Origin of the sequence: Pseudomonas sp. ADAK21 (assembly GCF_012935735.1) — a bacterium.
GTDB lineage: Bacteria > Pseudomonadota > Gammaproteobacteria > Pseudomonadales > Pseudomonadaceae > Aquipseudomonas > Aquipseudomonas proteolytica.
The window spans coordinates 5,108,457-5,121,946 of record NZ_CP052857.1; the positions used below are offsets into that span (position 1 = coordinate 5,108,457).

At 61.9% G+C, this 13,490-nt stretch carries 8 protein-coding genes; 2 read left to right on the forward strand and 6 right to left on the reverse strand.

Annotated features, from left to right (window positions below; translation table 11 throughout):
• Nucleotides 1–2,229, forward strand: a complete 2,229-nt coding sequence (glgB, locus tag HKK57_RS23050) for a 1,4-alpha-glucan branching protein GlgB (protein WP_169390836.1) — start codon at nucleotides 1–3, stop codon at nucleotides 2,227–2,229.
• Between the two features lie 265 nt (nucleotides 2,230–2,494).
• Entirely contained in the window at nucleotides 2,495–6,673 is a 4,179-nt protein-coding gene (locus tag HKK57_RS23055) for a hypothetical protein (RefSeq protein ID WP_169390837.1), read from the forward strand.
• Between the two features lie 48 nt (nucleotides 6,674–6,721).
• Here HKK57_RS23055 and HKK57_RS23060 read toward each other — a convergent pair whose 3' ends face one another.
• From HKK57_RS23060 to HKK57_RS23085, 6 genes are all read right to left on the reverse strand, one after another.
• Entirely contained in the window at nucleotides 6,722–9,304 is a 2,583-nt protein-coding gene (locus tag HKK57_RS23060; protein WP_029291611.1) for an autotransporter family protein, read from the reverse strand.
• A gap of 240 nt (nucleotides 9,305–9,544) precedes the next feature.
• A complete protein-coding gene (locus HKK57_RS23065) occupies nucleotides 9,545–10,306 on the reverse strand; it encodes a PIG-L deacetylase family protein (protein WP_029291613.1) in 762 nt (253 codons plus the stop codon).
• Nucleotides 10,307–10,480: 174 nt separating this feature from the next.
• Nucleotides 10,481–11,140: a glycosyltransferase gene (locus HKK57_RS23070; protein ID WP_169390838.1), complete on the reverse strand. Its 660-nt coding sequence runs from the start codon at nucleotides 11,138–11,140 to the stop codon at nucleotides 10,481–10,483.
• On the reverse strand, nucleotides 11,137–11,736 hold the full coding sequence (locus HKK57_RS23075) for an SAM-dependent methyltransferase (RefSeq protein WP_169390839.1): 600 nt from the start codon (nucleotides 11,734–11,736) through the stop codon (nucleotides 11,137–11,139). Before HKK57_RS23075 ends, HKK57_RS23070 begins: the two co-directional genes overlap by 4 nt.
• On the reverse strand, nucleotides 11,733–12,491 hold the full coding sequence (locus HKK57_RS23080) for a PIG-L deacetylase family protein (protein WP_070994834.1): 759 nt from the start codon (nucleotides 12,489–12,491) through the stop codon (nucleotides 11,733–11,735). Before HKK57_RS23080 ends, HKK57_RS23075 begins: the two co-directional genes overlap by 4 nt.
• Complete coding sequence (locus tag HKK57_RS23085) at nucleotides 12,488–13,489, reverse strand: acyl-CoA dehydrogenase family protein (RefSeq protein WP_029291623.1); 1,002 nt, start codon at nucleotides 13,487–13,489, stop codon at nucleotides 12,488–12,490. The genes HKK57_RS23080 and HKK57_RS23085 overlap by 4 nt, the downstream gene beginning before the upstream one ends.
• Nucleotide 13,490: the final 1 nt, after the last annotated feature.

Consider the following 13,490-nt stretch of genomic DNA (forward strand, 5'->3'; position numbering starts at 1 on the left):
ATGAGTTTTACACACAAAGAACCGCTGCATTCGACGTTCAAGATCATGCCAGCCCCCAAGGATATCGAAGCCCTGGTGCGAGCCGAGCACCCGGATCCGTTCGCAATCCTCGGGCCCCATGAGGACGAGGCAGGCGGCCAGGTCATCCGCGCGTTTTTGCCCGAGGCCCTGAGCGTCGAGGTCCTGGCCCGTGGCAGTCACGAGGTGCTCGGCAGCCTCGACGCCACGCCGGTCCCAGGCTTATTCATTGGGCATTTCGCCACACGCCAGGGCTACCTGCTGAAGATCCAGTGGGCGGGCGGCGAGCAGATCACCGAAGACCCCTATAGCTTCGGGCAGTTGCTCGGGGAAATGGACCTGTACCTGTTTGCCGAAGGCAATCACCGCGACCTGAGCAGTTGCCTCGGCGCCCAGGTGATGAGTGTTGACGGCATCCAGGGCGTGCGCTTTGCGGTGTGGGCGCCGAATGCGCGGCGAGTCTCGGTGGTGGGTGATTTCAATATCTGGGACGGGCGCCGCCACCCGATGCGCCTGCGTCATCCGGCTGGGGTCTGGGAGATCTTTATCCCTCGCCTGCAACCGGGGGCGGCCTATAAATACGAAATCCTCGGCGCTACCGGGATCCTGCCGCTCAAGGCCGATCCCATGGCCCTGGCTACGCAACTGCCGCCCGACACCGCGTCGAAAGTCGCCGCGCCGTTGCAGGTGGCGTGGGCAGATGAGGCGTGGATGCAAGCCCGGGGCGAACGCCAGGCGGCCAGCGCGCCGCTGTCGATCTACGAACTGCACGTCGGCTCCTGGCAATGCGAACTCGACGAGTTGGGCGAAGTGGCGCGCCAATACGGTTGGCGCGAGCTGGGTGAGCGGCTGATTCCCTATGTGCAGCAACTGGGTTTTACCCATATCGAGTTGATGCCGATCATGGAGCACCCTTTCGGCGGCTCCTGGGGCTATCAGCCGCTGTCGCAATTTGCGCCCAGCGCACGCTTCGGTTCGCCCGATGACTTCGGCGCGTTCGTCAACGCCTGCCATCAGGCGGATATCGGCATTATCCTCGACTGGGTGCCCGCGCATTTCCCCACCGATACCCACGGCCTGGCGCAGTTCGACGGCACCGCGCTGTACGAATATGGCAACCCGCTCGAAGGCTTCCACCAGGACTGGGACACCCTGATCTACAACCTGGGGCGCACCGAGGTCCACGGCTTCATGCTGGCCTCGGCGTTGCACTGGCTCAAGCACTTCCATATCGATGGGCTGCGGGTGGATGCGGTGGCGTCGATGCTGTATCGCGATTATTCGCGCAAGGCCGGCGAGTGGGTACCCAATCGCCACGGCGGGCGCGAGAACCTGGAAGCCATCGACTTCCTGCGCCATCTGAACGACGTGGTGGCGCTGGAAGCCCCCGGCGCCCTGGTGATCGCCGAGGAGTCCACGGCCTGGCCGGGCGTCAGCCAGCCGACCCAGCAGGGCGGCCTGGGCTTCAACTACAAGTGGAACATGGGCTGGATGCACGATTCGCTGCATTACATCCAGCAAGACCCGGTGTACCGCGCCCACCATCACAACGAACTGAGTTTCGGCCTGGTGTATGCCTGGTCGGAGCGCTTTGTGCTGCCGATTTCCCATGACGAAGTGGTGCATGGCAAACACTCGCTGATCGACAAAATGCCCGGCGATCGCTGGCAGAAATTCGCCAACCTGCGCGCCTACCTGAGCTTTATGTGGATGCATCCGGGCAAAAAACTGCTGTTCATGGGCTGTGAGTTCGGCCAATGGCGCGAATGGAATCACGACCAGCAACTGGACTGGTACCTGCTGCAATACCCGGAACACCGCGGCGTGCAGAAACTGGTGGGCGACCTCAATCGCCTGTACCGCGAAGAGCCGGCGCTGCATGAGCAGGACGATGCGCCGCAGGGCTTCCAGTGGTTGATTGGTGACGATGCCATCAACAGCGTGTATGCGTGGCTGCGCTGGGGTAAAAGCGGCAAGCCGGTGCTGGTCGTTGCCAACTTCACCCCGGTGCCCCGAGAGGCGTACAAGGTCGGCGTGCCCTTGGCCGGCCGCTGGAAGGAGCTGATCAACAGCGATGCCGACACCTATTCCGGCTCCAACTACGGTAATGGCGGCGAAGCCTTTACCCAGGACGAGCCGCTCCATGGGCAGGCCGTATCACTGTCGTTGAATTTGCCGCCCTTGGCCGTGCTGATTCTGCGCCAGGAGTAATAACCGTAGGAGCCGGCCTGCCGGCGATGGACGATAACGCTGATGTTGGGTACCAGACACCCCGCAGCGTTTATCGGCCGCCATCGCCGCCAAGCCGACGCCTGAAAACAGCCCGCGCCGTTGCCCTGACGAGCGCCGTTACCAATTCCTCTGGAACAATTTCTTACGTGTGATCCACACAAGGCTGTCAGCGATCAGGCGTAGGATCTCCGTTCACCTCGTTTCGTCGCTGTCCCTGTGTATCACTGCCAGAGACGCAAACACCATGACCCCAGCAAGCTTGAATACCCGACCCGCCACTCTTTCGCCTCAGGCGGCTCCGCCGGTTGATGCCCCACCTGTGGCCCAGGGCAAATCCAGCCTGGCCGCGGTGCCAACAGCGGAGCCACCTGCCAGTTCGCAACAGGCCGAGGTGCGAGGAAAACTGGGGGATCTGGACGAAATGCTGAAGACTCTGAGGGAGCTTGCAGCCTCGAAAAACGCCGATACCCCCGTGAACAAAAGCGTGTTCCTGAACAAAGACTCACCGTTGATACCGCCGAACGGTTCCACCGAGCCGGGTACCAACCGGCTGGAGAACATGCTCAAGTTTTATGGCATCGTGCCATCTGATCCAAAGACACCGGAGCAACTGCAAGCAGCCATTTATGCCGTGGCAGATGCCCGCAGCGAAATCGCCCTGGGTCTGGATAATACTTCCAGTAATGCCGATGGCTTGTTGCACAAGACTAACGAGCCGGCTATCTCTGCATGGGTCACCGAGCAGGAGGCCAAGCACAAGCGGCCTTTGCTCAGTCTGTTGACTGAGGGAATCTCGCCACAGGCCCTTGAAAAAGCCAAGGACACACCTGCAGCGGTACTGGAACTGATACTTAAGTCACCCAAAGCCAATGAGCTGATTCAACAGCTGCTCAAGACCCTGGGCGGGGCTGAATTTCCACTGGATGGCGTCATTACCCGTGAGGTCAAGATCAAATTGTTGCTCAAGGCCCTGACCTTGAGCCTGGACCCGGTGCAAGGCCAAAAGCCGGGGCATATCGCCGGCTTTGACCTGGCGTCGAGTGAGCGTTGGAACCAAAGCTACCCAACCATCAAGTCCGAGTTCAGGCAACACTTGGTCAGCACAAGGCAGTTATCCAGCGACCAGGCCTATCTTGCGGCCTATATCCTGAAACCCCAGTTCCCGGCCGACTTTGCCGTACGTGATACACCGGCAGAACTGCCTTACCAGGGATCGGCGGCGTGGGTGAACTTCAAGCACGGCGTCAGCCTGGCCGAAGCGATAAAACCAGGCTCTTCGCGGCACATGAGTTTTCAGGAGCTGGTTGACCTGCCAGCCAAGTTCAGCGAGCAAGCGACGACGGACGAGCAGTGGGCGGCTATCGCGTCGACCCGTATTCCGGCGACGTTGGATTGGGCCGTGGCACAAGGGCTGCTCCCACAAAAACAGGACTACTCCCAGGAGGAGATCAATACAGCAGTCGCCGCATTGGATGCCCACGTCGATAAGGTGGTGTCGGCAGCCCAGCAATTGTCAGCGGATGTGCCGATGCGCAAGGATTATTTCGAGCGTATGGCGCGGGGTACTTCACGCACCGAAGTGCTGAGCCTGTTCAGCCCTTTGTTTCTTCTGTACAGGCATCTCAATGGCGAGAAAATCACGCCGGCCGAGGTCAGCTATAAATACCCTGTCTATGATCAAGCCACGTTCAAAACGGCGTTCGACAAGTACCTTAAGGATACAAAGTCAGCCTATGCAAAACTGATCACCGACCAGTTGTCCCAACTCCCGCTGAAAGACCGCAGGGCCATTGAACAGGGAGATGTCACGGTTTACGCACTTAGGACCAAACCCGCCTCAGCCAAGGAAACTGATGACGATAAAAAGGCAGCAATCACACGCCCGGCATTTATTCTCAAGGCGGTACATGAGGGGCAGACAACCTACTACGAGATCAATCCTGTCAAAGGTATCGCTCGGCGTCGTGACGACTTGAAACCGATTCTGGAGTCCTACAACCCGGCCGATAAAAGCTATGGCAAAGACTTTATCTCGATCGAACACTCCGCTGACGGTGTGCCTTCTGAAGAATTGGTTGTGCGCGACGCTCGTGCAGGTGGCAGGGCTGAGTTCCAGAAAAAGTGGGCGAGCTATAAGTCAGGCAAAGGCCCCAAACCTGCTAGTTTTTCTATCGTTGTCCCTCAACAACTCGCCCACTTTCCATCATCTGCCGCCCCCTCTACACGAGCCGTGCCACAAACCCTCACTTCCGAACGGTCTGAGGCTATCGCAAAGACCGCTACAGATGATCTGTTCTACGTTGATACAGACAGGCTGAAGGAGTGGGCCGAGTCCGATCCTGAGCGAGAAAGTGCCGCACAGAAAAAAGATGAGGCGTTCTGGGCGCGCGTCAAAGGTACCGCGCAGATGGTGGTTCCGCTCTGGAGCGGCATTGAAAGTCTCGTCAAGGGTGACACCAAACAGGGTGTCTTGGATCTGGTTAACGATGGGCTGTCAGCGTTAGCGGGCCCTATGGGCAAGTTTGCCGCGGGCTCGGTGCGTTTGGTTTCGCGTGCAGGCAAGATCGGAGTGCGCGCGCTACTGCCTAAGTTTGGCTCGTTGGTAAAGAAGTTTGCGGTTTCTGTGGTGCGCAATCTCAACCCCCTTGACCCTGTGATGCCTGCACTGAGTAGCAGTGGCAACAGGCTGCTGAAGTTCGGCGGCGCGCACCTGCAAAATGTTCAAGCTGGCATTGCACAGTTCAAAAAATCTGCCGTGCTTAAACTGCCCGGCCGAGGGCGTTACGACCTCTCTCCAACAATTGACCTGACCCCCAGGCCCGTTGCCCAAGGACAGACCTTGCGGGTGGCCGAAGGTATTTCCAGTGAGCAGGCACGGGTGGTGAAACGCAATAAATACAGCGATGTGATGGTCGGCGATGACGTCTATCGCTATAACCCGGGCAAACCCGAAAGCCTGGTCAAACTAGGCGGGCCTGAGGATATAGGGCCGCTTGAAGGGTTTGTGATGACCTGTGGCGCCGGAGGGCGCCGTCACAAACGGGATCTCGACGACCTGTGTTACACCAAACAGATCGAACCTGGCGGCACCCCAGTGTTCCAGGACGCCCAGGCCCTGGAGCATCGTCGCCTAATTCCGGGGGTAGGGCAGGCGAAAGGTCCGCGCACGGTCATTCACGAGCATCGTCGTTACCGCGTCAATGAAGCGGGAAACCATGAACTACTACCAATGGCCAGTTCACAGCCTGTGACGTACAAGGGCCGTACCACGGGGACCGTAGTCAATGAACCGGACTTTGGTTATGACGACTTTGGTGTGCCTCGGGCGGTCAACCAGCAAACGGTTGTAGTCAAGATGGATGCGATCAGCGATCTGAGTAATGACCAGCGTGTCGTCAGGGGCCTGAAGGTCAATCATGACGGCCGGCAGTACGTGGTGGTCGAGGCCGATACCGGTGTGCACTACTACGCTGAGCTGAACGGCAATGGCCCACTGGAATTTCACCGCATGACCCGCAAGGATCCACTGGACGTTGAATTTATCAAACTGTACGACCAGCATAAGGATATCTATGGCTTTGCCGCCCAGGGCCTGCCGGACAACCCGTTGGTGGTGCTGCCGACTATGGATAGCCTGGTCAAGAAGATCGTCGCTGACGAACCCATGACGCCTAAGGAAATCAACCATCTTGCCAGCGTGTTGCAAGGACTGCCCCCCGAAAAACAGCGTGAAGTATTGATGGGGGTGTACGCCGCGGGGAGCAACCCCGGCCATGTGGTGGTCGCGGCAAAGCCGGTGCGACTGGCGCCGATCAAGAAGCCGGCTGACTTTGCCCAACTGCCGGCAGAGCAGCAGAACCGCTTGTATGCAGAAGGGGCGAGAAAAGCCGTCGACGAGCAATTCCAGGCCACTGGCATCCGGTCAGCCAATCAACAGGTTCCAGGTCTTGCCGGTGAGGTCGCACGTAGCAACACCGCCACGGAAATGGTGGGCTGGCTTTACACACGAACAGGCGCCCCCAACTATAGCGAAATAGTCCTGAAAACCGGTGCCGGCAATTGCGACCAGATGGCCAAGGTGGCCGTTGATACCATCAATACCAGTGGCGGCCATGCGCGTATCGCGCAAGTCAAGGGGCATACTTTCGCTATCATCGGCGGCCCACCAGGGCAGCCTCGCAGCAAAGGGTTTGTGGGGCCGGAGTGGGATGACGCCTGGGTCGTTGATCCCTGGGCCGGTATCACCTGCCGAGCTGCGGATTACCCCGCGTTGTTCAAGGCGCGAATGCAAGAGTGGAGCCAGTCGGGCCGGCGCATCCTGATCAGCGATGGGGCGACGCCACCCCGTTCAGTGTGGAGTGACCCCATGGAACCACGCTGGATAGCGGCGACCGTCGATGGCGAGGCTCAGGTGTTCCAATAGTCCCGGGCGCATCGCCCGCGACAGAAAACACCCACGCCCCTAGGGTTTTCAGAACTCCACCCTGACGCCCACAGTGCCTTTGCGCCCATCCAGCGCATTGCTATCGAGGTTGCGTTCATAACCCAGATCGCCATACAGGCTGACGCTGCTGGAAATCTGCAGGGTTGCACCGGCACTCAGGTCCAGGGTGGTGGATTTCTGCTCGGTGTCGATATCCGTGACCCCGTTGAAACGCACCCGATTGGTGCCGGCCGAGGCATGCCAGACATTGGCGCGCAGATACGGCTGGACCGGCATCGACGCTACGGTATAGCTGCCCCGCAGCCTGGCGCCGAGCCGCGTGGTGATGGCGGTATCGGCGGAAAACGAAACGTCGGAAACCCCGTCATTCTGGCGATCGAGCCGGGTTTTATTGACGATCAACTGCAATTGCGGCTCCAGCACCCAGTTTGGCGCGACGGGCAGCGGTACGCCGACTTCCACCGAGCCCAGCACATCGTGGCCTTTGGTCTTGAGCTTGAGCCCGCGATCAGACTCGCTGCTGCCATTGAGGCGGGTGCCCATCAGCACGGCATCGACGTACCAGCCATACGGGTCGATCAAGGTCCAGTACAGGCCCAGGCTGTCGCCACGCAAGGTGGTGTTGCCGGCATCCAGATGCTGCCAGCCGCGATTGAAGCCGTCGACATTGCCCCGCAGGCGGCTATGACCGACGAAGAAGCCCACACGTTGGGTCTGCCCGTTGGCGGTGGTCCAGGCATGCACGTCGCTGCCCACCTGGAAACCGGTGACCGAACTGTCCAACCGCGGGCTGACCGTGCCGGCATAGGCCTGGCGGCTGCTGTTGCCGTACACCCGGCCCCAGCCCGCCGGGAATGAGCCGCTGCTGGCCTGGCGTGCCTGGTCGCCCATGCGCTCATGGTAGGTGCCAAGCATGGCCCGCACCGTCTGCTGCGCCGCGGGGAACAGCGCCGAATACACGGGTACTTCGGGGCGATAGATCGGGATCGGCGCTTCACCGGCCACCGGCGCAGGCAAGTCCACCGGTGTGCCTTCGGCGGGAATCGGCATCGGCAGCGGTTCCACGGGCCCCTCCGGGGCGGGCAGCGGCGGCGCCACCACGGCCGAGCGCAGGTACCACTGCTGCTGGGAGTCTGCGCTGACACCGCCCTTGAACAGGAAGTACTCGAACGCCCCGGCCGACACCGAGCCCCCCGCCAGGCTGAAGGCCTGGTCACTGCCGGTCGCGCCGTTGAGCGCTTGGACCACCTGAATGCCATCGCTCAGGGTTTCGGCGCCAGCCCCCCCAAGGTTGCTGACGTTGAGGGTCGTGCTGCCCTGAAGCGTGCCCTGGTTCACCACCAGTCTGTCACTGGCCGAGCCATCACCGCCCAATACACTTTGCAGCGCCATCTGGCCATTGTTGCCGGTGTAGTTGCCATTGACCGTCAGGCTGTCGGTGGCGCTGCTGCTGGCACTGGTCATATCAATCAGGCCGCTGTTATGGAGGGTGGCCAACTGGCCGGCAGTGAGGGGGCTGATGCTGCCCTGGCTGACCAACAGCACGCTGCTGCCGTCGACATTCAAGGTGCCAGTGCCGGTGCCTGTATCGCCGAGTTTGAAATCCCCAGCCAGGCTAAAACGCGAGCCATTGTCCAGGTTGACCGTTTCCCAGTTGGCGTAGCGCTCGGCGTTGGTCGCCTGGGTGTTGTCAAACGTCAGGGTATCGTTGCCCAGGCCGCCATCGATCAAGGGGGTGGCGGCGAGGGTGGCTTGCGTCAGGTTCTGCAGGAGTGCGGTGTCGTTATCCGGGCCCATATTGACCGCAGAGTTGATCGTGCCGGCGCCGATCCAGTTGAACTGATCGTTGCCAAAGCTCATGAGCACCTGGCCGTTGACCACGCCGCCAGTCAGGGTAAACAAATCGTTGCCGCCGCTGACACTGACGTTACCGCCGATATACCCCCCGGAAATGCTGATGGTGTCCAAGCCAAACCCGGTCACCAGGTTGCCGTTGATCCTCCCGCCCAGCAGGGTGTAGAAGTTGTTGTCGAGCTTCATGTCGACCCGCCCGATCGTGCCCGCCGATTGGGTGGCAACATCGCCATCTTCGAACGCCCCGACGATCTCGCCGCCACTCATGTTGAACGTATCCCGCCCATCGCCCTGGGCCAAACTGGCGACACGACCGCCGCTTTGCGCGTAGGCATCGATGCCATCACCCTGGTTAATCGCGCCAACGCTGCCGCCGCTGATTTGGATGCTATCGGCGCCGTCGCCCTGGGTCACCGCCCCCACGACAGCATCCAGCTCCACACGGAAAATATTCGCCCCATTGCCCATGTTCAGCGCGCCCATGCTGCCCGATTGCGCTTGCACCAGATCGTGGCCGTCGCCAAATGTCACGGCGCTGGTGATTGCGCCATTGCCACCGGTAGGCAGGTTGAGGGTGTTATTGCCGTTGAGGTCGGTAAAACCGGGCGTGGTGCCGCTGTCGCAGGTGGTGGTGTCGTCGCCGGCCGTGACCACCGGTGTACAAGCCGCGTAGGCCGGTAGCGAGAGGGTGGTCATCAGGGTCGCGCCGGCCGTCCAGGCGCTCAGGTGCAGCAGAGAATATCGCCGTGTGCTCATGATCCATCCTCACTCGATGGCAACTGACATCCCGTCGCCTGCATGGGCAGGCGCGGTACGGACCATGGCAACGAGAAGCACGATAACGATAAGGGACGGCTGGTTCCGTTTCGTAAAACATCGCCAATGCAAGGGGTTGGCATGGCTTTCTCGACTGCACCTGAACCGGTGCAGTGCTTGTTCCACGTTAGCAACAGCCGCAAAGGGCCGCCACTGTCAGAATTAACAGGTACAGACCAGTTACAAGAACACAATTTCGTAGGGTTCGCGCATCCGTTCCAGCAGTACCGGTGGCAGCATCGGCGCCAGGCCGATCAGCGGGTCGCCAAGCAGTTGACTGGCGTAGGCATGGGCGGCGTGGCGTTTGCGCGCCACACTCCAGGTGTCGAGGCGCACCTTGCGCGCGCACTGCCAGGGCATGCGCCCGGCTTCACGGGCGGGGCGATGCCAGGCCCAGATCGGCAATTCAAGAAGGCGCGCGCCAGTCAGCGCACAGGCAATGGCCGTGGCGCGGCCGACGGCGTCGTGGTCGGCATTGCCATCATTGCGCCAGGTGGTAAACACCACATCACCGGGTTGCAGGTAGCGGGCGATAAAGGGGCTCAATAGCTGTTCGCGAGCGGCCAGGTCGTTGTCACAAAAACCGCCGCGAATCCACTTCAGGCTATGCAGGGGCAAGCCGAGGCGGCGCAGGGCCTCGACACTTTCCTGGGGGCGAAACACGCTCAGGCGCTGCGCCGACCATTGGTTGGAACCCGGATGACTGGCGCTACCGTCGGTGATTGAGATCAGCTTCAAGGGGTGGTCAAGGGCGCTGAGCAGTTGCAACAAACCACCGCAGGCCAGCACTTCGTCACCCGGGTGCGGGGCAACTACCACCACCCGCGAGCCGGCAGGCACCAGGAGGGAAGGGCTGATGGTGGGGATTTGTGCCAGTTGTGGTGCGCTGTTCCAGATTTGCGCCGGCGTATGGCGACCGTCGTTGAGAGTGGCGGGTTTGATCAATGTCACATCCTTGTCCTGATGATGCAGGTCGTGCCCCGTGGACGGGTCGACTCTCCTTTTTTATCGCGCAGGCGCCAAGGCCTGTGCGGCACACGGGCAATCCGAATCCTGGATTGCCAAGCTTGAGTATTGTTCATCACCCGGATTTCGCCGGGCAAAGTTGCAACTTTTTCAGGAAGGCTGCATCAGGCCCTTCAAAAAATCGCCAAAACCGCCCTGTGCGCGGCAGTCCAGCCGCGCACTGGTGATGACCTGGGGCGCATGGCTCCAGGCAATGGTTGCGCCGCATCGCTCCAGTTGGCGCACCAGTTGCACATCTTCATGACAGGCCAGGGGTTCGAAGCCGCCGGCACGTACATAGGCACCGGCGCTGACGCCCAGGTTGGCCCCATGGATGTGCCGATGCCCGTCACAAGCCCGATAGGCCTGGTTGTAGCGGATCTGCGCGGCCTCATCGAAACCTTCGCTCCAGGCATCCACCGTGACCGTGCCGCATACCGCGTCCACGCCCAGGGCCAGTTGCGCCACCAGCCAATCACTCGCCACGCGGCTGTCGGCGTCGGTGCAGGAAATCCAGCGCGCGCCCTGGTTCAACAGATGCCGTGCGCCTATTCCACGCACCTGGCCGACGTTGCGGGCCTCTACGTTCAGGCTGTGCACCCCGAATGCCTGGGCAATCTCGCTGCTGCGGTCGGTGCAGCTGTCGAGGACCACCAGGATCTGCACCTCTTCACCGAGCAAGCCCGGATGGCTGGCGGCGATCATCGCAGCCTTCAAGCACTCGGGCAGCAGCGCCTCTTCGTTGTGCACCGGGATCAGAATGCCGATCATCGCAGCCCCTCAAGGTGGGCGACCGAGGCGCTTTCGCGAGACCACAGGTCGAGTAGGAAATCACTGTCAGCCACTTGCGCCACGCGCGGCATGCCCAGGCGCTCGTGCAACAACTGGTGCACCTGTTCCGCCGTCTGCGGGCAGCCCTTGATAGGCGGGCGCCAGTGGCAGGCCAGCACCTGACCGTCGTGGGTCAACGCGGCCAGGGCCCGCTCGATCAACACGCACAGGTCATCCTGGTCGAGGTAATAGCACCACTCGCTGAGCACGATCAGTTCGAACCGGCCCTGCGGCCACTGTGCCGGCAAGCGGCTCTGGCACACCTGGGCGTGGGCAAAACCCTGCAGGCGCGCCTGGGCCAAGGCCACCGCCTTGGCCGCGGTGTCGCAACACACCAGCTGGTCACAGCGCGGCGCCAGTTCGGCGCTTAATTCGCCATTGGCGCAGCCGGGCTCGAAAATCGAGGTGTAGCGCGGTTTGCTCAGCAACCCCAGGGTCAAGGCCCGTTTGCGCTGCTCGTACCAGCGCTGGCGAAAGGCCCAAGGGTCGTCATTGTCGACAAACAGTTGATCGAAATAGGCGGTGGCAACACTCATACAAACACCACTTCAAAAGGTTGCAGTAGCCGCTCCAGCACATGGGGCGGCAATACGGGCGGCAAGTCGATCTGCGGATCACCCTCCAACTGGCTGGTGAACGCGTGCAGGGCGTGGCGCTTGCGCGCTACGGCAGCGGGCGTCAGGGCGATCTTGTGCGCACGGTGCCAGGGCACCCGCGGGTCCTCTGGGGTTGCCCAGTGCCAGGTCCATACCGGCAACTCGATCAACTGCGCGCCTACGGCCCGGGCCGCCTGGGCACTGGCGCGGCCTACGGCTTCGTGGTCGCAATGGCCGTCTTCGCGCCAGGTGGTGAACACCACGTCGTGGGGGTGCAAGTGTTGCTGGATAAATTCAACCAGTGCCGGTTCCCGCGCCTGTACCTGGCTGTCGGAAAAGCCGCCACGCAGCCAGCTCAGCCGTTGCGGCGACCAGCCCAGGCGGTGCAGCGCCTCGGCCGACTCCTGGGGGCGCACCTCGCGTAAACGCTGGCGCGGCCAGCGGGCCGAGCCGGGATGACTGGCGCAACCATCGGTCACCGAGACCAGCAGCAACTCGCGGTCCAGTGCCGCCAAGCCTTGCAACAGGCCACCACAGCCCAGTACTTCATCGTCTGGGTGGGGCGCGATAATCACCGCGCGACAGCCAGCAGGCACCAGTTGCGCGATGCTGATCAGGGGCAGGCCGGCGACCCGAGTGGAGCCTTGCCAGGCGCGCAGCGAGGTGCCTTGGCCGACAATCGGGTTGGCGTTCACAGCTGCCACGTCCCTGGTGATTGCTGCGACAGCTGCTGGCCGAGGGCCGCCAGGTCACGCTCGGCGTGGCTTTGGCGCAAGTACACCGGCAAGTCGGCGATCAGCCGGGCAAAGTGCGGATCCTGGCAATACGGCCCGGCGCCCATGGCCCGGCCAACGTGATGGATGACCTCGTTGGCCGTTGCCTCAATGACTGCTCGCGCCCGGCGGGCGAGCAGTTGGGCATTGGCCTGAGGTTGCTCATCGATCTGCCGCGCAGCGCTGCGCAACACCATGGCGCCAGCATGCAACGCCATGTCCACCGCGCCCAGGTGGGCCAGGGCATGGGGTTCTTCGCGGCGGCCACAGTGTTCGCGCAGGGCCTCGGCCAAACGTTGCGCCGCGCCGTACCAACAGGCGGCGATACCAACCCCGCCTTGCCAGAAACCCGGGCGTTGCAGGTAATCCCCTGGCCCGCCGACCGCTACTGCAACGGCGTTGTCGAAAACCACCTCGACACTTGCACAGGCTTGCATACCCACGGCTCGCCAGCCGTCGCCGGTCACTTCGACACCCGGCTGAGCCATCGCCACCGCGACCAGCTGTTGGCGTTGCTGCTCATCCCAGGCAGTCAGTAATCCATGACTGACCACCGCAGCGCCGGAGCACCAGGCCTTGCGGCCCACCAACAGCAGTTGGCTGCCGGCGCGTCTGACCTGCACCCGGGCCGCCGGCGGTTCGGCGGCCCACATGCCCCAAGTGCTGCCCGCAGGCGGGGCCTGGCTGCCGAGCTCGGCCATGATTGCCAGCGCGTCGGTGTGCCCTTCATACAACTTGCACAGGCTCAAATCGTGGCCGGCCACCTGGGCCAACTGGCTGAAACGCACCAGTGTCTGCCCGCCACCGGGGCGCGGCAACTGGTCCAGGCCAGCGTCCACCAGGGCCTTGAGGGTCAGGCCAAGGCCCTCGATTTCAGCCAGTGGGTGGCGGTTGAGTTGTAGAAAATCGTGCAATGCCATT